Genomic DNA, 22,391 nt, shown 5'->3' with positions numbered 1-22,391 from the left:
TGGGGATACAGAATGTCATGGCACTCCGAGGGGATGCACGAAGCGAACAAAAGTATTTTGAGCCCACAGAAGGAGGGCATTCCTATGCCGTAGACTTGGTTCATCAGATAAAAGACCTGAATCACGGCAAGTACCTTCATGAGGTTATCGAAACAGCCGATTGTGCGGATTTCTGTATTGGTGTTGCTGGATATCCGGAAAAACATTTGGAGGCACCCTCTTTACAATCCGATCTGAAACGTCTAAAGGAAAAGGTAGATGCCGGGGCTGATTATGTGGTAACACAAATGTTCTTCGATAACAAGAAGTTCTTTCAATTTGTCGAGGCCGCACGGAATATGGGGATTACAGTTCCTATTATTCCAGGCATAAAACCCATTGCTGTAAAGCGGCATTTGCAATTATTGCCCCAAGTCTTCAGAATAGATCTTCCCCAGGATTTGATTGATGCCGTAGATGGTTGTTCGGACAATAAGGCCGTACGTCAGGTAGGTATCGAATGGGCCATTGCACAGTCAAAAGAATTGAAAGCCGCTGGGGTTCCGGTGTTGCATTACTATTCTATGGGCAAATCAGACAATATCCAGACTATTGCAAAAGGGGTGTTTTAATCCCAGTGAAATGAGTAAATGGCCTTTCAAAGTAAGAGGTGTAAAACAATTATATTAACTTCGCACCGTGCATAAAGCACCGTCAATTTACTTTTGCACTTCATGAGCCCAAGGTTACTTCCCTTTTTTATTTTGGTATTCGCCATTGGTGTCGCACAGGACCAAAAAGGGGAATTGCAAAAACATACGATTGACATAAATCAATATTATGGCTCTGTTCTACTTCATAATACCGATATATCCCATCTTATTTCCGATCATCCGGCTGGGTTGATCTTTAGCTATAATCGAAAAACATATGGGGATGAGGAATGGCAGCACGCGTTCAACTATCCAGATATCGGTGGGTCGTTTATTTATCAGAACATGAACAATTCCACCTTAGGCCATAATTTTGGATTGTATGCCCATTACAATTTCTATTTTTTCAAAAGGGTGATGCAGTTTAGGATAGGGCAGGGCATTGCCTACAATACAAATCCGTATGATAAATTCGAGAATTTCAGGAACAATGCCTACGGATCCCATTTTATGAGTTCAACCTATCTAATGTTGAATTACCATAAGGAGAATATCTTTAAGGGGTTGGGTTTCAAAGCTGGCATTTCGCTCATTCATTATTCAAATGCCAATGTGAAGGCGCCCAATACATCGACCAATACATTTGCCTTGAACGCTGGTCTGATTTATGATCTGGATGGTGGGCGTGAGATTGGGTATTTGGCACCTATGGAAAAAGAAAAAATAACGGAACCCATTAAATACAACATGGTCTTTCGGGCAGGATTGAATGAGAGCGATGTTATTGATATGGGACAACATCCCTTTTATATCGTTTCTGCCTATGCCGATAAACGCTTGGGAAATAGGAGCGCTATTCAATTGGGGGCCGATGTTTATTTTTCCCGGTTTTTAAAGGAATTGATTAAATTTCAGTCGATTTCGTTCCCAGAGAATGGGGTTTCTGCCGATGACGACTACAAACGTGTCGGGGTGTTTTTGGGTCATGAACTGTTTATAAATAACATGTCGGTAATTTCCCAGTTGGGATACTATGTGTATTATCCTTTTGATTTTGAGGGACGAATGTACAATAGGGTCGGATTGAAACGATATTTTGGTAATCGGGTATTTGGTGCCATAACCCTCAAATCCCATGGGGCCAAGGCTGAAGCTGTTGAATTTGGAATAGGGGTGAGATTATGAAAATCAAGCGATTGCATATGGGAATTGTATTTATACAGGGTAAGAATGGTTCGTTGACCATTGTCAAGGGAATCCTGTTCGTGATCTGGGTTTATCTAAATTCCTGCAACAACGAGAATGCCCCGGATTGCTTTCAGGATGCCGGGGAAATTACACGCACGGAAATTGATTTGGCCGATTTCTCAAGGATTACGGTTTTTGAGAAAATTAGCCTGATAATAAAACAGGGCGAAACCCAAAAGGTTGAGATTGAAACAGGGGAATATCTTTTCAAGGATATCGTTGCGGAAGTTAAGGATGATCGCCTGATCGTACGCAATGGCAATGGTTGTAATTTCTTTAGGGAGTATGGGTTGACTAAGGTGTACATAACATCACCTAACATCAAAGAAATAAGAAGCAGTACAGGTCAACCTATTATAAGTGACGGACCCCTAGGGTATACCTCCTTGTTTTTGTTCTCGGAAAGTTTTACCGACCCCGAGGCGGAGACCACAGATGGGGAATTTGATCTGGAATTGGAAACAGGGAGTGTTTCCGTAGTGGTCAATGGGATTGCCTATTTTAAATTAAAGGGAAATACCGATAATCTAAATATCAATATTGCAGCCGGAGATTCGAGGATAGATGCAGAAAGCCTATTGGCCAATTCGGTAAGTCTAAACCATAGAGGTACCAATGACATTCAAATTAATCCACAACAATCGCTTACCGGAGTAATCCGTGGTACAGGGGATGTCATCAGTTATAATCAACCTCCAATAGTTGAAATTGAGGAATTGTATACGGGGAAACTTGTTTTTAAGGATTGATAGTAAATAAAGGTGCAATTGTGCGTGATCATTGATAGTGTATAAAATTGAAATCCATCCTAACATACCTGAATAACCTTTTTGCCGGTAAAGGCTTCGAGCAGGAGAATATCCAGCTCAAAGGCTTAGCCAATGTCGATCGTATATTATATTCCCTAATTGAAGGCAAAAAGATTCCTGGAGCAGCCATTACGGTACTTAAAGAAGATAAGGTCTTTTTTCAAAAAGGCTATGGATATGCCGATTTGGAAGCCGAAATTAAAGTCGACCCTAAAAGCACAATTTTTAGAATCGCCAGTATATCAAAGAATATTGCCGCAACGGCCTTGGCCCACATGGTCAAGGATAGGCTCATAGATCTTGATACATCGTTTTATCGTTACGTCCCCTATTTCCCCAAGAAAACGCATGATTTTACCATTCGGCAATTGGCCAGTCACACTGCTGGTATAAGGGGCTATAAAGGAAAGGAATATGGTTTGAACAAGCCGTATTCCATAAAGGATAGCCTACAGGTCTTCAAGGATGACCCCTTGCTTTTTGAGCCTGGCACGGAGTATCATTACAATAGTTACGATTGGGTCTTGATTTCCCTGGCGATGCAGGAAGCTAGTGGAATTCCCTTTGAGGAATATGTACAGGAGAAAGTGTTAACCCCATTGGATTTACAAAACACCTTTCCGGAAAATGTCAGGTCGAGCGCACCTTCCCTTCCGGTAGGCAGGGTCGGGACCTTTGAAAAGGATGATCATGAGCTTGCCACTTTTTATACAAAGAATAAATTGGGTTTTCGAAAGGCCATTCCTGTCAATAACCGGTATAAATTGGCGGGGGGCGGCTATGTCTCCACTTCCGGGGACATTGCCAAATTCGGCCAGGCTTATTTGAAGAAGGAGATTCTCGATGATGACGTTATTTCCCAATTCATTACTTCCGTAAAGTTAAAAGGCAAGGCGACCTTTTACGGTTTGGGTTGGCAAGTGAGTCAAGATAAGGCGGGCAGGTCTTATTTCGGACATATTGGCAATGGCGTTGGCGGGTATTCAAACCTCTTTGTTTATCCTGAAAAACGAATGGTATTTTCCATTTTAATCAATTGTACGAACCCAGGGGTTCAGGAAGAATTGGACATGGTGGTTGATATATTCCATAATAATTCGCAGTAAATGGTTGGTTTTTAATAGAATCATGCAATGAAAATTATTTTACTCTAAAAAAACGAAAAAAGATAGGTTTAAAATTTGATTTTTGAATATAATAATTACCTTAGCCAAGATTTTAGCATATAATGAGAAAGCAGTATTTCTATAACGGTTTTTATTTTTTCTTCTTTTTTAAGAGAGAAACGGGGCGGTTATGATGTATTGCAAATAAAAATATAACATTGAGTCCCGTGAAAAACGGGACTTTTTTTGTTCAAAAAATATCGGTTGGCAACAACCTCAAACAGTATCATGGGATTAAGGATAGCTATACAGGGCATCAGGGGATCGAATCATCACCAAGTGGCCCGTGAATATTTTAGTGATGAGGTAGATCTTGTGGAGTGCATGTCATTTCATAACTTGGTCGATTGCCTGGTCGATGGTAAGGCGGATAAAGGCATAATGGCCATTGAGAATTCGATTGCTGGCTCAATAATTCCTAATTATGCGTTGATCTATGACAAGAACTTACACATTATCGGAGAGCATTATTTGAACATACATCATCATCTTATGGCGCTTGGTGAACAGTCGATAGATGATATTTTTGAAGTGCGTTCGCATCCAATGGCATTGCTTCAATGCAGGGAGTTTCTAAAGACCAAGCCCCATATTAAAATGGTGGAGGATGTCGATACGGCAGAGACGGCCAAGCAAATACATGACAAACAATTGATGGGTATTGCGGCAATAGCTCCAAAAGTTGCGGCCGATTTATACGATTTGGAGATCATTGCATCTGACATACAAACCATAAAAAACAATGAGACCCGTTTTATTATTGTTAAGACCATAAACAAGGAATTGCCCAAAAGTGAGATCAATAAGGCCTCTTTGCGCTTTGTAACCGATCATAAAAGGGGAAGTCTGGCTACGGTGTTGAACGTGATGAGTGATTGTAATTTGAATTTGACCAAGATACAATCATTGCCGATTATAGAAACACCATGGAAATATGCCTTCTTCGTTGATGTTACATTCGATGAATATGATAATTTTGCCAAGGCCAAATCACTGTTGGATATTATGTCAGACGATTTTAGGGTTTTGGGGGAATATAAAAATGCGAGATTATGATTCGTACGGCGGATAGATTGAATACAGTGGAAGAGTACTACTTCTCAAAAAAGTTAAGAGAGGTGCGTGGCCTTATTGCTGAGGGTAAACCCATTATCAACATGGGGATAGGTAGTCCTGATCTGGCACCCTCCGAGGAGGTTGTCAGTGCTATTAAGGATTCTATGAATGAGGATGGGGCACATCAATACCAGAGTTACCAAGGGTTGCCCGATCTACGTGACGCCATCGCCGATTTTTATAAAGCAAAATTCGGGGTAGTGGTCGATCCCAACTCACAGATTTTACCGCTCATGGGTTCTAAGGAGGGCATCATGCATATAAGTATGGCCTTCTTGAATGTTGGTGATGGGGTTTTGATACCCAACCCCGGCTATCCTACCTACACATCAGTCACGAAATTAGTGGGTGCGACGCCAATTCTTTATGACCTTCATGAAGAAAGTGGTTGGTTTCCCGATTTGGAGGCTTTGCAACAACAAGATCTTTCTAAGGTGAAATTGATGTGGATCAGTTATCCCCATATGCCTACAGGGGCAATGGCCGATCAACGGCAATTGTCCAGCTTGGTGGAATTCGCAACAAAAAATAACATTCTATTAGTGAATGACAATCCCTATAGTTTTGTACTTAGTAATGGTCCTTTGAGTATTTTAGGCATCCCGGGAGCAAAGGAAGTCGCCTTGGAACTGAATTCGTTGAGCAAGACCTTTAATATGGCTGGATGGCGTGTGGGTATGGTCTTGGGAAATGCCGCACATATCGATGCTATTTTAAAGGTGAAGAGCAATATGGACTCTGGTATGTTCTACGGAATTCAAAAGGGGGCCATTGCGGCCTTAAAAAGTGGAGAGGAATGGTTCAGTTCCTTGGATCAGGTATACCAAAGTCGAAGGGAATTGATGTTTGCCATAGCGGACAAATTGAATTGCACCTATGATAAGAACGCCGTTGGGATGTTTGTTTGGGCGAAATTGCCTAAAAATTCCCTATCGGCTGAGGATTTTATTGATAAGGTACTCCATGAAAAGAATATCTTTATAGCCCCCGGCACCATTTTTGGAAGTAATGGTGAAGGTTATATTCGATTCTCACTATGTGTCAAAGAAGGAAAAATCAGGGAGGCATTGAACAGGTTTTAAATGGCTATGGAACAACCCATATCAATACACGCAGTGTTTGCAAGGTCTGCGAAAATGATAAAGGTATTGCTTGAATAAAGAAACGAATAATCTAGAATATCTAGCGTCCAGACCCTAGATTCCATCAATAGTAAAAATGAATGTATTTGTAATTGGTATTGGCTTGATTGGAGGTTCTATGGCCAAGGATATAAAACGGTTGAATCCCAATGCCACGATATTTGGCATAGATAATAATCCGGCGCATTTAGAGGAGGCATTGGCCTTGAATTTGATAGACAATACGTCAAATTATGATCATCTTGATTCAGCCGATGTCGTAATTGTGAGTATTCCGGTCAATGCTATGTTGAACGAGCTTCCATCGATATTGGATCGTGTTAATGAGGATTGTGTGGTCTTGGATGCTGGTTCAACCAAGGCGACCTTATGCAAAAGGTTGGACGATCACCCAAAACGAAGAAATTTTTTAGCGTGCCACCCGATTTCAGGAACTGAGTTTTCAGGGCCCTCTGCGGCCGTAGATGGTTTGTTTCAAGGCAAGACCCTTATCATCTGTGAAGTTGAAAAAACAGCTTTTAAGCTTCAGGAAAAAGCCTTGGAACTTTATCAGCAATTGGGTATGCGAATCAGGTATATGAATCCCGAGGCCCACGATAAGCACATTGCCTATGTTTCCCATTTATCACATATAAGTTCATTTATGTTAGGGAAGACGGTTATTGAGAAGGAAAAAAATGAACGCGATATCTTTGACATGGCCGGTAGTGGGTTTGAAAGTACGGTGCGCTTGGCCAAGAGCTCCCCAGCAATGTGGACACCCATCTTTGAGCAAAATAAGGAAAATGTTGTTGAGACGTTGAATGAGTATATTCAAAATCTTGAGGCGTTTAGACATCTATTGCTGCAAGATGATTATGATGGCATTTATAATGAAATGAACAATACGAATAAAATTAAGGAAATATTAAAAGGAATACCTTTGAACAAATAAGAGGAACTAAAATGGAGAATTCAAAACAAATGAGAACATGGTTGGATGATTTGGGATTAGAACATCCGTTGGTAATTGCAGGACCATGTAGTGCTGAAACCGAAGAGCAGGTCTTGAAAATCGCACATGAGCTGAAAGATACCGATGTCAACTATTACCGGGCAGGAATTTGGAAACCAAGAACACGGCCAGGTAACTTTGAGGGCGTTGGGGCATTAGGCCTTAAATGGCTACAGAAAGTAAAGGCAGAAACAGGTTTGAAGACCGCTACCGAAGTGGCGAACAAAGCCCATGTGGAATTGGCATTGGAACATGACATCGACTTGTTGTGGGTTGGTGCCCGCTCTACTGTGAGTCCTTTTATCGTTCAGGAAATTGCGGATGCCTTGGCAGGAACTGACAAAATCGTATTGATCAAAAACCCTGTAAATCCGGATTTATCGCTATGGTTGGGGGCCGTAGAAAGATTATACAGTTCAAACATCAAAAATTTAGGAGTCATCCATCGTGGTTTTTCGACCTATGAGAAAACCAAGTACAGAAATATTCCCGAATGGCAGTTGGCGATTGAATTGCAGACAAAATTCCCTGATTTGCCATTGATCAATGACCCATCACACATAACCGGTAATAGGGATATGATCTTTGATGTATCACAAACGGCCTTGGATCTCAATTTCGATGGCCTCATGATAGAGACCCATTTTGATCCGGATAATGCATGGAGTGATGCTGCACAGCAAGTAACCCCAAAAAACTTGGTGCAGATCATGAAAGATCTGCGTATTAGAAAGGAAACCAATGAAGAGGCAGAATTCAAAAGTAAACTGAGTAACCTTAGAACTCAAATTGATATCATAGATAATCAATTGATCGATATACTTGGTAAGCGAATGAAAATCGCCGATGGAATCGGCTCCCTAAAGAAACAAAAGAATGTTGCCATATTGCAAAGTACAAGGTGGAATTCCATTCTTGGCAGTATGATTCTTGAAGGGGAGTCAAAAGGATTAAGTGAGGAGTTTATACTTAGAATGTTCAAGGCGATTCATCAAGAGTCGATCAACCATCAAGAGAAAGTAATGCAAGGTTAAAAAAAAGTCCCGAAATATATATCGGGACTTTTTTTTTGAAAAACTGTAACATTCCGTCAGCGAAAGCATCTTTTAATAAATCTAAAAGAACAGTGATGAAAAAAGTATTTTTTCTTTTGACCGTATTGGGCTCCATGACCATTTCTGCCCAACGAATGATAGATAAGGAAGTTGGTGACTTCAATAAGATAAAGGTTTTCGATCTGATCGAGGTAAACTTGATAAAATCAGATGAAAACAGGATTACTATCAAAGGCGAGAATGTGTATGATATTAAGGTGGTGAATACGGATGGCACCTTGAAATTAAGGATGCAATTAGACAAGAAATTCACAGGGGAGGACACCTTTATTGAAGTCTTTTACAAACATTTGGACGTCATTGACGGAAATGAAGGTGCGAAGATCGTATGCAATGAATTGATCGAGCAAGACCATCTTGAAATCCGTTCCCAAGAAGGGGCGCATATCAAAGCGGGTTTGGATGTTGTTGATCTTGAGGTCAGGGCTGTAACGGGTGGCATAGTTGAGGCTTCAGGCATGGCGGAAAACCAATGGATCGTTTTGAATACCGGAGGCATTTTTGAAGGTCGCGAACTAAGAACCTCTTATACGGATGTAAAAATTACAGCAGCGGGTGAGGCCGAGGTATATGCCACTGAAAAAGTCGACGTAAATGTGAAAGCAGGTGGGGATGTTTATGTTTATGGCAACCCTAGGGATGTCAATAAAAAGACCTTGGCAGGAGGTAGGGTCTATATACAGGACTAGAACAAAAAAGCCCTGACAAAAACGTCAGGGCTTTTTTAATGCTATCTTTTAAAAATATAGCGGGTAATAAAAATACCTTGACCATCACCTTTGCCACCATCGCTCTCGACACCACTGGTTACAAAGGCCAGTTCCCACCCTTCTGATACCATGGCATTTATCTTTGAGGTAATAATGGCATCATTGGCCGCGATATTCTGAAAACGGATACCGCCGATATTGAAAAAGTTCAATAATTTGGTCTCCTCAAAATTTTTCACTCGAATTTCATCCCTTTTTGATTTGTTTCTGGTATTGTCCTCTTCAGACTGTACACTGGTAAATTCCTGATAATCCTTAGCTTCAAGACTACTGATCAATCTAGACCTTCCCAGACCACTGGGCACAATGGATTCCACACTTGTGATGACGGTGTATTCCTGAGCGTTTAGGTCTAATGAAATAAGGCCAAGAAGACTAATAAAGAGTGCGATTTTTTTCATGATGATTACTTTAGATTATATGATTTTTGGTTGTAGATATACATATCTTGTTTAAGATAAAAAGAAATAAAAAACCCAGCAATATTTGTTGCTGGGTTTTTTACAATGGTTTTCATGACTTTAAAGCGGTTTTATTGCACTGAAAAATCAAAAACCGATTGGTTGTCCCTTCCTTGTGGTACCGCTCCTTGATAAATGAAACAATATTCACCAGGCTCCAAGGCATCTGGAGTTACTTTGAATTTATTGCCTTCTATCTCTTCCATTGAAAAATTGAGGGCATATTTAGGGTCGATGCCACTACTGCTGGTAATCCAACTATCCTTTCCGGTTATAACCTCCCTTAAGTTCTTTTTTTCCTTAACCGTTAATTTTACCAACACGAATTCATTGGGATTGCTGGCCATTCTGAACCACCAGTTGAAAATTCCCGTATCACCACCTTGGTTATTCTGCATATTGTCTACCTCGGTGACACTAGGATCAAATATAAAAGTGAATTCAGGAGTATTCGTTTTGAGCACGTTGTTCGAATGTATACCAGGTAATTGGGCCTTTTTCTTCGAATTGATCAATCCTGAAACCAGTTTTTGGGCGACGGCATTTGAATTTGAGCCGGAAAAAACACTGGGTTGAATCAATTTGTCCTCCCCATTTTCCGCGAGGTAATAAATGCCTGTTTTTGATTTGGTGTTCTGTTTTGATTTGTCCATGATCAACGAAATGACCTCAGAAGAAACCCCGGCCTTCTTTAAATTGCCTAGAGCCGAAATCGAGGCATCGAACTTTACATCGGACGTATTGATTTTATCGATGATCATATAGTCATCGAAACCAAGTTCCATCATTTGAACCACAGATTCATTGGTAATGGTTTCTTGCGCTACCAATGCTGTTGAAAAGGTAAGTACCGTAATGTAAAAAGCTTTCTTAATTAAATTCATTGTTGTCTCGTTTTATGTTTTGTGTTAATGGAAACTGCTTCAAATTTATATTATTTTATGTTAATAAAATCAGTTACTTTGTAAATTAAGGGAATTTGTTAATTAATGAAAGGCATTGTTTATAAATCAACAGGGAGTTGGTATACTGTAAAATCGACCGATGGGGATTTTTATGAATGTCGTATTAAGGGTAAATTTCGGATAAAAGGAATAAAAAGCACCAATCCTACTGCGGTTGGTGACCATGTAGTTTTTGAAATAGAGAAAATTGGTGACGAAACCGTTGGGATTATCACAAAGATCGAAGATCGAAAGAACTACATTATCAGGAAATCGGTGAAGCTATCCAAACAGACCCATATTATTGCTTCGAACCTCGACCAAGTATTCTTAATTGTTACCCTTAAAAACCCCAAGACCTATACTATTTTTATGGACCGTTTTTTGGCCACGGCCGAAGCCTATGATATCCCTGCGGTTCTGCTTTTCAATAAAATAGATACCTATGACGAGGAAGAGTTGTTAGAGGTCAAGTATCTAGCGGCTTTGTATCGGAAAATAGGCTACACCTGTATCGGTATTTCAGCAACTACAGGTAAGAATGTGGATAAGGTCAAAGAAATGATGGTTGGTAAGACCAGTATGTTCTCTGGTAATTCGGGCGTGGGTAAATCCACCTTGATCAATGCCATTGAACCTTCGTTAGATATTAAGACGACCGAAATTTCCGAGCAACACCTCCAAGGGCAACATACCACGACCTTTGCTGAAATGTTCGACCTAAGTTTTAATGCCAGAATCATAGACACACCTGGTATCAGGGGCTTTGGTATTTTTGATATGGAAAAGGGCGAGATTGGGCATTATTTTCCGGAATTTTTCAAGCTTAAAAGTGGGTGTAAGTTCAATAATTGTCTTCATTTGGATGAGCCCGATTGTGCAGTTAAAAAAGCCCTTGAAAATAATGAGGTTGCCTGGAGCAGGTATAAAAGCTATGTTCAAATGGTTACAGGGGAGGACGATACCTATAGAATAGATGATTTTGAAAAAGAATAAAATTTCAGGGGACCAAAACAAAGGGGTATAGGAATGAAGGCTGTTGTTCAAAGAGTTTCAAAGGCAAGTGTGACCGTTGAAGGGAAGATCATCTCGAACATAGGCGATGGCCTGCTCATATTGGTGGGTATTGAAAATGAGGACAACGAAAATGACATGGAATGGCTTTCACGTAAGATTTTGAATCTTAGGATTTTCAATGATGAAAACGGAATAATGAACAAATCGTTGATCGACCATGGAGGGAATGTCATCGTGGTGAGCCAGTTTACCTTGCATGCATCTACCAAAAAGGGAAATCGGCCATCGTACTTAAAAGCTGCCAAACCAGAGATATCCATTCCTATATACGAGGCGTTTGTCCTTCAATTGGAACGTGATCTAGGTAAAAAGGTGGGTACGGGTATTTTTGGGGCCGATATGAAAGTTGACCTTGTGAACGATGGCCCCGTAACGATCATTATAGATACTAAAAACAAGGAATAGACTGTTTTTTTAATTTTCCCCCTAATAAAATGTAAGAAAAATAGGTAAATTGTCGTTGTAGTTATTCAACCAATCTTGACCAATGCGCTTACTTTTGTCCTCCATTTGTGCCATTTTGGTACTTTCCAGTATATATTCCCAGGAAAATACATACCAAGCTTTAGCCCTAGATCCAATTTTGACCAAGAATGCGAATGCCGTTGTTCGTTTGGACGATATGCGCATCGATGTGACCTCTCACAAATACTTGACTTATAGTGTGAAACAGGTGGTTACCGTACTCAATAAATTGGGCGATAGCTATGCGAGAACGCAATTGTACTATGACAAGGAAAAGAAAATCAAGAATATCAATGTATTGGTCTATGATCCGTTGGGGAAGGAAATAAAGCATATCAAAAGAAAGGATTTTCAGGATATAAGCGCTGCAGATGGTTTTTCATTGTACAATGATGACCGCTTGCTGTATTATCGATACACCCCAATACAGTATCCATATACATTGGAATTGACGTATGAGATTGAAACTAGTGATACGGGTTTTTTCCCCCCATGGTATTTTATTTCGGGTTATTTGGTAAGTGTTGAAAAAAGCCATTATGAGATTAAGTTCGCCGATGCCACATTAAAACCTGAAATCAAGGAATACAACATGGAAGGTTTTAACTGCCAAAAGGAAGAAACCGCAAATGGCATTCTCTATAGTGCGGCCCTTATTCCTGCTATAAAACAGGAAGAATTAAGTCCGGATTTTATCGATATCGTTCCAAGATTAAAGCTAAGAATGAAACATTTCAGTTTAAAAGGGGTTGACGCTTCCGTGGCCAACTGGCATGATTTAGGCGCATGGATGGATAATGAATTATTAAGGAATCGGGATGAACTTACCGAAGAAACCAAAAAGATTGTGCATGACCTGGTGAAGAATATAGATGACCCACTCGAAAAAGCAAAGGTAATCTATCAATATGTTCAGGATAATACCCGTTATATCAGTGTACAAATAGGGATTGGTGGATGGCAGCCCATTAGTGCAATCGACGTAGATAAAGTAAAATATGGTGATTGTAAAGGGCTATCCAATTATACCAAGGCCCTTTTAAAAGAGGCTGGTGTGCCGTCGTATTATGTCGTGGTACATGCAGGGGATGCCAAAATAAATTTTGATTCCGATTTTTCAGTACTGCAAGGGAACCATGTTATCCTGGCCGTACCCTACAATGATGAATATTATTGGATTGACTGTACATCCCAGTTGAATCCGTTCGGTTTTATAGGGGATTTTACCGATGATAGAAATGTATTGGTCGTAAAACCCAATGGAGGGGAAATCGTTCGGACCAAGGCCTATTTAGATGGGCAGAACAAAAAAAGTACTTCAGCTTCGTACAAGGTTTCCGAGGCAGGCACCCTTACAGGTGACGTTGAAATTCAGACGACTGGGGTTCAATATGGCAATAGGTTGTATTTGGAAAATGAAACCAAGGAGGATGTTGATAAACATTATAAACAGTACTGGGACAATATCAATAATCTGAATATACATTCCTTTGAATTTTTGAACGATAAGCATGAGATTTCCTTAAAGGAGTTGGTTTCTTTGGAAGCCAAAAATTATGCATCCTTAAGTCAGGACCGTATGTTATTCAATCTGAATCCTTTTAACAACATCGAATATGTCCCCAAAAGATATCGGGAACGAAAAAGACCTTTCGAAATACCGCGCGGGTATGTGAACATTGATGCCTATGAAATCAGTATTCCTTCTGGGTATAGTGTTGAGGCCTTGCCGACTTCACAAACCATGAATACGGAATTTGGCGAATATGCAGTGACCATTGATTTAAAGGATGGGAACACCATTCGTTACAACAAAGTATTCGCATTGAATTCCGGATCCTATCCCGCAGGGAAATATAAGGCCTATAGGGCGTTCAGGAAAAACGTGGCTAAACAGGAAAATGCAAAAGTGGTCCTTATAAAAAATAAATAATGTTAACCCAAAATATAAATAGCATGTGCACCAAATGCAATGTACTCCTGTTGTTTCTAATGACACTTAATCTATTTGCCCAAGATTATAAATTCGGTAAAATATCCAAAGCGGAATTAATGGCAAAGGAATATGCCCAAGATCCGTCAGCAGCGGCAGTGGTTCTTTTCAGGAAAGTAGCGATAAACTATAACTATGTGAAAGGAGAAGGGTTCGAGGTACAGACCGATGTACACGAACGGGTCAAGATCTTCAATGCTGAAGGCTTTGCATACGGGACTATTTCAGAGAGTCTCTACCAAGGTAATAGCGACGCTGAATCCTTAAATGGGATCAAGGCCTTTACCTATAATTTGAAGGATGGTAAAATCGTTGAGACCAAATTGGACAAAGATGATATCTTCACCGACGAGGTGAATAAATATAGGATACAGAAAAAATTCACCATGCCTAATTTACAGGAAGGCAGTGTTATAGAGTATCAATACAAAATACATTCCCCGTTCAGCTATAACCTCGATGAGATCAAGTTACAATATGATATCCCCATTGCCAAGCAGGAGGTCAGGGTGGTTATACCCGAATACTATAATTTCAACGAGCGGACGAAAGGTTACTTAATGTTCGATATAAAGAAATCAAGTCTTCCTGCACAAATAAATTTTACGTCGAATGCAAAATCAAATCGAGATACTTATGTTGTCTCGGCAAGTAAGGTTTCAAATTCATCTCTTAAGTATCGAAATATCATATCAACCATTGCTATGGATGATGTTCCTGCCTTAAAGGAAGAACCTTTTGTCAACAACATGAACAATTATAGGAGCGGGTTGAAATTTGAGCTCCAGTTTACAAAATTCCCGAATTCCAACATTGAACCTTATACCAGTAGTTGGGAAAAAGTGGTCAAGAAAATTTTTGATTTTGAGGGATTTGGAGGGCAACTCGACAAGAGCCGATATTTCAAGGATGATCTCCCGATAGTACTTCAAGGAAAAGTATCGGAGGAAGAGAAGATAATTGCCATCTATGGGTTTGTGAAAGATAGAATGCATTGGAATGGATTGTATGGATATACCTCCGATGAGGGGGTAAAAAAAGCATATGATCTTAAAACCGGTAATATTGCGGATATTAATTTGATTTTGGTCGGTATGCTACGAGCCGCCAATCTAAAGGCAAATCCGGTATTGATAAGCACCCGAAGTAACGGTGTGCCCTTGTTTCCGACAATGGAAGGTTTCAATTATGTGGCAGCTTCCGTGAATATTGACGGTAGCTATGTTTTTCTCGATGCAACCAACAAATACGCAAAACCCAATCTTTTGCCGACAAGGGCGCTGAATTGGTCGGGTAGGGTGGTCAAGGAAAATGGGGCGTCAGCTGATTTCTCCCTAATGCCTACGCTAAAATCTGAAAACACCGTTTATTTGAGTGCCGCGATTTCAAATACGGGCGAATTGGAAGGAAAAATACGAAGGTCTTTTGTTGATTATGGTGCTTATTCGTTCAGGAATAATTATGATGCCTTGGATGAAGGCACGTATCTCGAAAAATTAGAGGAACAATTTGAGGGAGTCGAAATTTCAGAATATGAAATAACGAATAAACTAACGGTAGGAAAACCGGTTATGGAAACTTTGGAGTTTTTTAGTGAAGACCATATTGAGATAATCGATGATAAAATGTATCTATCGCCCTTATTATGGTTTGCCCAGGAGGAAAATCCTTTTAAACTCGAAAAGCGTGAATACCCGATTGACTTCATCTACCCAAGAAAGAACAAGTATATAATTACCTTGAAAATCCCAAAGGGTTATCAAGTGGAGTTTCTGCCCGAGAATATGCGTATATCCTTGCCCGATAAACAGGGGAGTTTTACCTATAAAATGGGAGTCATGGGCGAAAACAACCTGCAGATAGCCGTTGATGAGCAGATTAATATGGCCGTTTTGCCAGCCCAGAATTATTCATCATTGAAGGAATATTACAAAACTATTGTTCAAAAACAATTAGAAAAAGTAGTTTTGTCAAAAACTGATGGCAATGGGAATACAGAAAGCGCAGCAGGAGGTCGATAATTGGATCAATGAGCATGGGGTTCGTTATTTCAATGAACTGACGAACATGGCCCAACTTACAGAGGAAGTGGGTGAGGTGGCCCGGATTATTGCCCGCAGGTATGGCGAACAGAGCGAAAAAGAATCTGACAAGAACAAAGATCTTGGCGAAGAGTTGGCCGATGTGCTTTTTGTGGTGCTCTGCTTGGCGAATCAAACTGGGATAGACCTCGAAGCCGCCTTCGACAAAAAAATGATCCTAAAATCAAAAAGGGACCATGATAGGCATCAGAACAATGAGAAACTCAAATAGTACTATATTTGGGCGTTCGTTTTAAACCTATGTAACTTGAAGCTACACCTAAAGGGTCCATCGGATCATAAAATCAAAGCCGCTATTCAAATAACCGGTTCAAAAAGCGAATCGAACCGGGCCCTACTTTTACAGGCCCTCTTTCCTTCTATTTCAATACGCAACCGCTCAAATTCAGATGACGCAGCGGCTATGCAAAAAGGACTTGCCATCAGCAAGGGCAAGGTCGATATTCATCATGCGGGTACCGCCATGCGTTTTTTAACGGGTTATTTTGCCTCACAAGAGGGTAAAAATGTCATATTGACCGGTTCTCAGCGGATGACAGAGCGACCGATCAAAGTTTTGGTCGATGCCTTGCAAAGTCTTGGGGCGGCTATTGATTATGTTGATAAAGAAGGCTATCCCCCCATCAGCATAAAAGGGAATACGCTGACAAAGAACAACGTAAGGCTTCCAGCTAATATCAGTAGTCAATATATTTCGGCCTTATTGTTGATCGCCCCTAGCTTGGAAAATGGATTGGAATTGGAGTTGATCGGTAAAATAACATCGGTTCCTTATATTCAAATGACATTGGGGTTATTGAACCAGATTGGGGTACATACATCATTCGAGTCGAATACGATCAAGGTTTCTGCAACAAATCATGTTGCTCCGATTGAGTTGGTGGTCGAATCGGATTGGAGCTCTGCATCCTATTACTACAGTATTGTCGCGTTAAGTGAACTAGGTTCTGAAATTCAACTGGGTTCTTATAAAAAAGAGAGTTTGCAAGGCGATAGTGTGCTCGCTGAAATTTATAAGCACTTCGGGGTAGAAACAACATTCCTGTCCAATGAAATTGTGTTGAAAAAGGAATGGAATCCTACGACCGATTTGTTCAGCTATGATTTGGCCAATGCCCCCGATATTGCACAGACCATTGTTGTTACTTGTTTGGGATTAGGTCTTGCATGCGACTTAACCGGGTTGCATACCCTTAAGATCAAAGAGACGGATAGGTTGGAGGCCATGCAGGCTGAACTGACCAAATTTGGTGCAGTGGTCACGGTTACAGATAGGTCCTTACATATGGAGCCTACTTCCCATATGGCCTCTGAGGTTGCCATAGCTACATATAATGATCATAGAATGGCCATGGCATTCGCTCCTTTGGCCTTAAAGACATCCTTTGAAATCAATGATGCTGAAGTGGTTTCAAAATCCTACCCAGATTTTTGGGAAGACCTTAAAATACTGGGTTTCCGCGTTCAGGAATTATAATTTTCATTTAATCATCGTTTTACTTGACAACCCCTAGGTCTAGGTCGTATATTTGCAGCCGCAAAAAATGCCATTAAAAATCAATAGACATACGCTATATGAAATTATCACACTTCCATTTTGAACTGCCGAAAGAACTGCTTGCCGAGTATCCCGCTGAAAACAGGGATGAATCCAAACTTATGGTCATTCATCGGGAAACCGGAAAAATCGAGCATAAAATGTTCAAAGACTTGATCAATTATTTTGATGAAGGGGATGTGATGGTTTTGAACAATACCAAGGTTTTCCCTGCCAGATTATACGGTAACAAGGAAAAAACAGGGGCCCGTATCGAGGTATTTTTACTTCGGGAACTCAACGAAGAGCAACGTCTTTGGGATGTTCTTGTCGATCCTGCACGTAAGATACGGATCGGTAATAAGCTTTATTTCGGTGATGATGAGAGTTTGGTGGCTGAGGTTATCGACAATACGACTTCAAGAGGTAGGACCCTTCGTTTTTTATATGATGGATCGTATTCCGATTTTAGGAGAAAACTTCGTGAATTGGGAGAGACCCCGTTGCCAAAATACATCAAAAGGGATGTCGAACCTGAAGACGAAACACGTTACCAAACGATTTATGCCAAGCATGAAGGGGCTGTTGCAGCACCTACGGCCGGACTCCATTTTTCGAAACATTTATTAAAACGACTGGAAATAAAGGGTATCCACTTCGCTGAAGTGACCTTGCATGTTGGTTTGGGAACTTTCAATCCGGTTGAGGTAGAAGATCTATCCAAACATAAAATGGATAGTGAGGAATTGATCATCGATGAGAAAGCCACTGAAATCGTCAATTCGGCAAAAACAAAGAAACGCAAGGTATGTGCCGTTGGTACAACCGCCATGCGTAGTTTGGAAAGTGCCGTTTCTTCGGAACAAACGTTAAATACCTTTAACGGTTGGACCAATAAGTTTATATTTCCACCATATGAATTCAGTATTGCAACGTGTATGGTGACGAATTTTCACTTGCCAAAATCAACATTGTTGATGATGGTATCTGCTTTTGTCGGTCATGATCTGATGAAAAAAGCGTACAAAGAAGCTATTTTGGAGGGCTATAAATTCTATTCTTATGGTGATGCCATGTTGATTTTATAGTCGCCCAAGTTGATACAATAACGGAAATCTTGAATTACCGAAATGTAAAATCCCACTTTATCGATAGCAATTGAAAGTGGGATTTTGTATTTCTTGGCCATATTGAATGGAGGATACAATTAAAAAAAAGGATATCAGGGCATTGACCTTGGAGCAGTTGCGCGAATTTTTCGTCGAAAGCGGTGACAAGGCCTTTCGGGGCAATCAAGTCTATGAATGGCTCTGGCAGAAGGCGGCCCATTCCTTTGAGGTAATGACCAATATTTCAAAAGAAACCCGTGAGCTGTTAGCCGCCCATTTTGTGATCAACCATATTAAGGTAGATCAAATGCAACGCAGTTCGGATGGGACCATAAAGAATGCCGTTCGATTGCACGATGATTTGGTGGTCGAGTCCGTACTCATCCCTACAAAAACGAGAACGACAGCCTGTGTATCAAGTCAAGTAGGCTGTAGTTTGGACTGTAAGTTCTGCGCGACGGCCAGGTTAAAACGCATGCGCAACTTAAATCCCGACGAGATATACGACCAAGTGGTAGCCATTGACAATGAAAGCCGGTTGTATTTTGACCGACCCCTTAGCAATATTGTTTTTATGGGCATGGGAGAGCCTTTGATGAACTATACTAATGTATTAAAGGCCATAGAGAAAATAACGTCACCGGACGGTTTGGGAATGTCCCCTAAAAGAATTACGGTCTCTACATCAGGGGTGCCTAAAATGATCAAAAAAATGGCTGATGATGGCGTAAAGTTCAAGCTTGCGGTTTCCTTGCATTCGGCTATAGATGAAATCCGTACAACGATAATGCCGTTCAATGCGAACATGAATTTGATTGATCTCAGGGAAGCCTTACAATACTGGTACAGTAAGACCGGAAGTAGGATAACCTATGAATATGTGGTTTGGAAAGGGATCAATGATACCCAAAAAGATGCGGACGCCTTGGTGCAATTCTGTCGTTTTGCCCCTTCCAAAGTCAATTTAATTGAATACAACCCTATAGATGATAGCGATTTTCAACAAGCCAATGACAAAGCCATTGCGATGTATGTGACAACTTTGGAACGCAAGGGAATCACGGTGACGGTGCGCCGCTCTCGTGGTAAGGATATCGATGCCGCCTGTGGTCAATTGGCAAATAAATCCTGAAAATTCTGAAGTCTGGATTCCAGATGCAGTTTACTACTCGTTATTTTCCCTAAATTTAACGACTAAAGCAAATAAGACAATAAACGAATTTACTTGAAAATAGTAGCTCAAATTAAGGATCCCGTAAATAAGGAAATGGAACTCTTTGAATCCAAGTTCCGTGATTCTATGTCTTCAAAGGTGGCACTATTGAACCGTATCACCTATTATATCGTAAACCGCAAGGGGAAGCAAATGCGCCCCATGTTCGTTTTCTTGACCGCTAAACTCCTCAATAATGGTGAGGTCAATGAACGTACCTATCGAGGGGCCTCGGTTATAGAACTCATTCATACGGCTACCTTGGTTCATGATGATGTCGTTGACGAGAGCAATAAACGCCGCGGTTTTTTCTCGATAAATGCGTTATGGAAGAATAAGATCGCCGTGCTTGTTGGTGACTATCTTTTGTCAAAGGGGTTGCTTTTGTCTATAGATAATGGTGATTTTGATTTACTAAGAATAATCTCCGTTGCCGTTCGTGAAATGAGTGAAGGCGAACTATTGCAGATTGAAAAGGCAAGGCGATTGGATATAACCGAGGAAGTCTACTATAACATCATACGTCAAAAAACGGCAACATTGATCGCTGCCTGTTGTAGTATGGGGGCCTGTTCGGTATTACCGGAATCAGGGGATGTGGAGACTTTTAGGAAGTTTGGGGAATATTGCGGTATGGCATTTCAAATCAAGGATGATCTTTTCGACTATGGGGAACAAAAAATCGGAAAACCCACAGGAATAGATATCAAGGAACAAAAAATGACGTTGCCTTTGATCCATACCCTGAACACCTGTTCAAAATCGGAAAAAAAGTGGTTGATCAATTCCGTAAAAAACCATAATCGGGATAAAAAAAGGGTCAAGGAAGTTATAGCATTCGTAAAAGAGCGTGGTGGACTTACTTATGCTGAAGATAAAATGCACGAATTCAAAAAATCGGCGATGGATTTGTTGTTTACCTATCCTAAATCACCTTATAGGGATGCTCTGGAGCTCATGGTCAATTACGTGGTCGACCGAAAAAAATAGTTCCTATACTATTGAAAAACACCACTATATAGCTATATAATTTATATTTTGAATTCCCGGGCAACTATGTTGCCCTTTTTTGCGTCTATCTTTATAGAAGCCAATCAAACTATTTTGAAAATCATTTCAATCTACAACAACGAAAAACAACTGATCAAAAAAGCGGCTGGCGGAAATCCGGAAGCACAAAAACGCCTCTATGGGCAATTCGCACCTAAAATGCTTGGGGTTTGCAGACAGTATGTTAAAGATCTCCATTTTGCCGAAGATGTGATGATCAGTGGATTCCTAAAGGTTTTTGAAAATTTGGAAACTTTTAGGTTCGAAGGAAGTTTTGAAGGTTGGGTACGTAGGATTATGATACGTGAATGTATCTCCTATATCAGAAAACAGCAGTTTGTGGTCTATGATGATGAAATCTATGAACGCAATGAAGTCGAAACCAGTACCATATCGACGGATCTTGATGTTGAGCATATACAAAAGTTGATCGATTCCCTGCCCGAAGGATATAAGCTCGTATTCGTACTCTATGTCATCGAAGGTTACAAACATCATGAAATAGCTGCATCGTTACAGATTTCGGAAAGTACATCAAAATCACAACTGTTCAAGGCGCGAAAAATGTTAAGGGAAAAATTGGAGCAACAAAATATTATAGGTTATGGAAGTCGATAGGTTTGAGAAACATATTAAGGAACAATTGCAACGTCGGGAAATCAATCCTTCAGAGGCTGCATGGGAAAAATTGTCCGGACAATTGCCGAAAGCAAAACATAGAAAGTCAATGAAGTTCCTTTGGTATGGTATGGCGGCAAGTTTCATAGGTATGGTGCTAATCGCATCGATATATTTTGGAAATGATACCGAACCCATAAACGCTGGGGTAGAGGTGGTCGATGCCCCCAAAGAAGTTGATATCATGCTTCAAAAGGAAGTATTGCCCGAACAACATAGTATGGATGCACAGCAGGTTGAAGCCGAGGCGGAAGTGAATGTGATCAAGGAAAAAACAAAGGAAAGGCGACCTATTTTAAAAAGTACCGATAATTCCCAATTCGCTGTGACGCAGGCAACCGATAATGGGCCTTTAGAAACCAAAACCATTCAAACTAATACAGAACAACTCATCGATTCAAAAATAGCGGAATTAATAGTGCAAGTCGATTTCATGGAGGACAATCATCTTCAGGTAACGGACGCGGAATTGGATTCATTATTGCGAAAAGCCGAGAACGAGATCCTGTCCCAGAAAATTCGGGCTCAAGGAGGAAAGATCGATGCAATGGCATTGCTCGATGAGGTAGAAACTGAATTGGATCAATCGTTCAGAGCGCAGATTTTCGAATCCTTAAAAGCAGGATTCCTTAAAGTAAGAACAGCGGTAGCTGATCGAAACAACTAATAAGTAAAAAATATTCGGGTTACTTCTCCTCTGACCGGGGAGATAACGCGGGGAGCATTCATCAATCAATTATCAAACTTCTTGTTCCTGCCTCCCATTGAAT

General features: G+C 40.5%; 22 protein-coding genes. 20 read left to right on the top strand and 2 right to left on the bottom strand.

Going from position 1 to position 22,391, the window contains the following annotated elements:
- The 9 genes from WBM98_RS12010 to WBM98_RS11970 all read left to right on the top strand — a co-directional run.
- On the top strand, window positions 1-611 hold a 611-nt coding region (locus WBM98_RS12010), incomplete at its 5' end, for a methylenetetrahydrofolate reductase (RefSeq protein WP_424366263.1).
- 102 nt (window positions 612-713) lie between these two features.
- The gene (locus WBM98_RS12005) at window positions 714-1,817 is read left to right on the top strand and encodes an acyloxyacyl hydrolase (RefSeq protein ID WP_424366262.1); all 1,104 of its coding nucleotides are present in this window, start codon (window positions 714-716) and stop codon (window positions 1,815-1,817) included.
- Window positions 1,818-1,834: 17 nt separating this feature from the next.
- Window positions 1,835-2,629, top strand: a complete 795-nt coding sequence (locus tag WBM98_RS12000; RefSeq protein WP_424366261.1) for a head GIN domain-containing protein — start codon at window positions 1,835-1,837, stop codon at window positions 2,627-2,629.
- A gap of 47 nt (window positions 2,630-2,676) precedes the next feature.
- Window positions 2,677-3,795, top strand: a complete 1,119-nt coding sequence (locus WBM98_RS11995; protein ID WP_424366260.1) for a serine hydrolase domain-containing protein — start codon at window positions 2,677-2,679, stop codon at window positions 3,793-3,795.
- Between the two features lie 288 nt (window positions 3,796-4,083).
- Window positions 4,084-4,911 (top strand): prephenate dehydratase, encoded by an 828-nt coding sequence (locus WBM98_RS11990; protein ID WP_424366264.1) that lies wholly within the window; start codon window positions 4,084-4,086, stop codon window positions 4,909-4,911.
- A complete protein-coding gene (locus WBM98_RS11985) occupies window positions 4,908-6,053 on the top strand; it encodes a pyridoxal phosphate-dependent aminotransferase (protein ID WP_424366259.1) in 1,146 nt (381 codons plus the stop codon). Before WBM98_RS11990 ends, WBM98_RS11985 begins: the two co-directional genes overlap by 4 nt.
- A gap of 136 nt (window positions 6,054-6,189) precedes the next feature.
- Complete coding sequence (locus tag WBM98_RS11980; protein WP_424366258.1) at window positions 6,190-7,047, top strand: prephenate dehydrogenase; 858 nt, start codon at window positions 6,190-6,192, stop codon at window positions 7,045-7,047.
- Between the two features lie 11 nt (window positions 7,048-7,058).
- Window positions 7,059-8,141 carry a chorismate mutase gene (locus WBM98_RS11975; protein WP_424366257.1) on the top strand — a complete coding sequence of 361 codons (1,083 nt, stop codon included), beginning with the start codon at window positions 7,059-7,061 and terminating at the stop codon, window positions 8,139-8,141.
- Between the two features lie 95 nt (window positions 8,142-8,236).
- Complete coding sequence (locus tag WBM98_RS11970) at window positions 8,237-8,911, top strand: head GIN domain-containing protein (RefSeq protein WP_424366256.1); 675 nt, start codon at window positions 8,237-8,239, stop codon at window positions 8,909-8,911.
- 41 nt (window positions 8,912-8,952) lie between these two features.
- On the opposite strand, the gene WBM98_RS11965 is transcribed toward WBM98_RS11970, so the two are convergent.
- Together WBM98_RS11965 and WBM98_RS11960 are read right to left on the bottom strand one after the other, a co-directional pair.
- A complete protein-coding gene (locus WBM98_RS11965) occupies window positions 8,953-9,393 on the bottom strand; it encodes a hypothetical protein (RefSeq protein ID WP_424366255.1) in 441 nt (146 codons plus the stop codon).
- Window positions 9,394-9,524: 131 nt separating this feature from the next.
- Window positions 9,525-10,337 carry a hypothetical protein gene (locus WBM98_RS11960; protein ID WP_424366254.1) on the bottom strand — a complete coding sequence of 271 codons (813 nt, stop codon included), beginning with the start codon at window positions 10,335-10,337 and terminating at the stop codon, window positions 9,525-9,527.
- Window positions 10,338-10,442: 105 nt separating this feature from the next.
- Here WBM98_RS11960 and rsgA point away from each other — a divergent pair, with 105 nt between their 5' ends.
- The 11 genes from rsgA to WBM98_RS11905 all read left to right on the top strand — a co-directional run bounded on the left by rsgA (window position 10,443) and on the right by WBM98_RS11905 (window position 22,288).
- Entirely contained in the window at window positions 10,443-11,393 is a 951-nt protein-coding gene (gene rsgA / locus WBM98_RS11955) for a ribosome small subunit-dependent GTPase A (protein WP_424366253.1), read from the top strand.
- 33 nt (window positions 11,394-11,426) lie between these two features.
- Window positions 11,427-11,879, top strand: a complete 453-nt coding sequence (dtd, locus tag WBM98_RS11950; RefSeq protein WP_424366252.1) for a D-aminoacyl-tRNA deacylase — start codon at window positions 11,427-11,429, stop codon at window positions 11,877-11,879.
- 82 nt (window positions 11,880-11,961) lie between these two features.
- On the top strand, window positions 11,962-13,872 hold the full coding sequence (locus tag WBM98_RS11945; protein ID WP_424366251.1) for a DUF3857 domain-containing transglutaminase family protein: 1,911 nt from the start codon (window positions 11,962-11,964) through the stop codon (window positions 13,870-13,872).
- A gap of 23 nt (window positions 13,873-13,895) precedes the next feature.
- Window positions 13,896-15,953 (top strand): DUF3857 domain-containing protein, encoded by a 2,058-nt coding sequence (locus WBM98_RS11940; protein ID WP_424366250.1) that lies wholly within the window; start codon window positions 13,896-13,898, stop codon window positions 15,951-15,953.
- The gene (locus WBM98_RS11935) at window positions 15,919-16,245 is read left to right on the top strand and encodes a nucleotide pyrophosphohydrolase (RefSeq protein ID WP_424366249.1); all 327 of its coding nucleotides are present in this window, start codon (window positions 15,919-15,921) and stop codon (window positions 16,243-16,245) included. The genes WBM98_RS11940 and WBM98_RS11935 overlap by 35 nt, the downstream gene beginning before the upstream one ends.
- Before the next feature lie 36 nt (window positions 16,246-16,281).
- Window positions 16,282-17,511 carry a 3-phosphoshikimate 1-carboxyvinyltransferase gene (locus WBM98_RS11930; protein WP_424366248.1) on the top strand — a complete coding sequence of 410 codons (1,230 nt, stop codon included), beginning with the start codon at window positions 16,282-16,284 and terminating at the stop codon, window positions 17,509-17,511.
- A 98-nt stretch (window positions 17,512-17,609) separates the two neighbouring features.
- Complete coding sequence (gene queA / locus WBM98_RS11925) at window positions 17,610-18,659, top strand: tRNA preQ1(34) S-adenosylmethionine ribosyltransferase-isomerase QueA (protein ID WP_424366247.1); 1,050 nt, start codon at window positions 17,610-17,612, stop codon at window positions 18,657-18,659.
- 106 nt (window positions 18,660-18,765) lie between these two features.
- Window positions 18,766-19,812: a 23S rRNA (adenine(2503)-C(2))-methyltransferase RlmN gene (rlmN, locus tag WBM98_RS11920; RefSeq protein ID WP_424366246.1), complete on the top strand. Its 1,047-nt coding sequence runs from the start codon at window positions 18,766-18,768 to the stop codon at window positions 19,810-19,812.
- 93 nt (window positions 19,813-19,905) lie between these two features.
- Window positions 19,906-20,883: a polyprenyl synthetase family protein gene (locus WBM98_RS11915; RefSeq protein ID WP_424366245.1), complete on the top strand. Its 978-nt coding sequence runs from the start codon at window positions 19,906-19,908 to the stop codon at window positions 20,881-20,883.
- A gap of 114 nt (window positions 20,884-20,997) precedes the next feature.
- Window positions 20,998-21,561, top strand: a complete 564-nt coding sequence (locus WBM98_RS11910; RefSeq protein ID WP_424366244.1) for an RNA polymerase sigma factor — start codon at window positions 20,998-21,000, stop codon at window positions 21,559-21,561.
- A complete protein-coding gene (locus WBM98_RS11905) occupies window positions 21,548-22,288 on the top strand; it encodes a hypothetical protein (RefSeq protein WP_424366243.1) in 741 nt (246 codons plus the stop codon). The genes WBM98_RS11910 and WBM98_RS11905 overlap by 14 nt, the downstream gene beginning before the upstream one ends.
- The last annotated feature ends 103 nt before the right edge of the window (window positions 22,289-22,391 follow it).

Origin of the sequence: Maribacter sp. (assembly GCF_049667165.1) — a bacterium.
GTDB lineage: Bacteria > Bacteroidota > Bacteroidia > Flavobacteriales > Flavobacteriaceae > Maribacter_A.
This window is presented reverse-complemented; position numbering and strand designations above follow the sequence as displayed.

Coding starts and splice junctions, on each gene's coding strand:
- WBM98_RS11975 (WP_424366257.1), top strand. CDS start 7,059: ATGGAGAATTCAAAACAAATGAGAACATGGTTGGATGATTTGGGATTA.
- WBM98_RS11990 (WP_424366264.1), top strand. CDS start 4,084: ATGGGATTAAGGATAGCTATACAGGGCATCAGGGGATCGAATCATCAC.
- WBM98_RS12000 (WP_424366261.1), top strand. CDS start 1,835: ATGGGAATTGTATTTATACAGGGTAAGAATGGTTCGTTGACCATTGTC.
- rsgA (WP_424366253.1), top strand. CDS start 10,443: ATGAAAGGCATTGTTTATAAATCAACAGGGAGTTGGTATACTGTAAAA.
- WBM98_RS11940 (WP_424366250.1), top strand. CDS start 13,896: ATGTGCACCAAATGCAATGTACTCCTGTTGTTTCTAATGACACTTAAT.
- WBM98_RS11965 (WP_424366255.1), bottom strand. CDS start 9,393: ATGAAAAAAATCGCACTCTTTATTAGTCTTCTTGGCCTTATTTCATTA.
- WBM98_RS11945 (WP_424366251.1), top strand. CDS start 11,962: ATGCGCTTACTTTTGTCCTCCATTTGTGCCATTTTGGTACTTTCCAGT.
- WBM98_RS11985 (WP_424366259.1), top strand. CDS start 4,908: ATGATTCGTACGGCGGATAGATTGAATACAGTGGAAGAGTACTACTTC.
- WBM98_RS12005 (WP_424366262.1), top strand. CDS start 714: ATGAGCCCAAGGTTACTTCCCTTTTTTATTTTGGTATTCGCCATTGGT.
- queA (WP_424366247.1), top strand. CDS start 17,610: ATGAAATTATCACACTTCCATTTTGAACTGCCGAAAGAACTGCTTGCC.
- WBM98_RS11960 (WP_424366254.1), bottom strand. CDS start 10,337: ATGAATTTAATTAAGAAAGCTTTTTACATTACGGTACTTACCTTTTCA.
- dtd (WP_424366252.1), top strand. CDS start 11,427: ATGAAGGCTGTTGTTCAAAGAGTTTCAAAGGCAAGTGTGACCGTTGAA.
- rlmN (WP_424366246.1), top strand. CDS start 18,766: ATGGAGGATACAATTAAAAAAAAGGATATCAGGGCATTGACCTTGGAG.
- WBM98_RS11970 (WP_424366256.1), top strand. CDS start 8,237: ATGAAAAAAGTATTTTTTCTTTTGACCGTATTGGGCTCCATGACCATT.
- WBM98_RS11935 (WP_424366249.1), top strand. CDS start 15,919: ATGGGAATACAGAAAGCGCAGCAGGAGGTCGATAATTGGATCAATGAG.
- WBM98_RS11905 (WP_424366243.1), top strand. CDS start 21,548: ATGGAAGTCGATAGGTTTGAGAAACATATTAAGGAACAATTGCAACGT.
- WBM98_RS11980 (WP_424366258.1), top strand. CDS start 6,190: ATGAATGTATTTGTAATTGGTATTGGCTTGATTGGAGGTTCTATGGCC.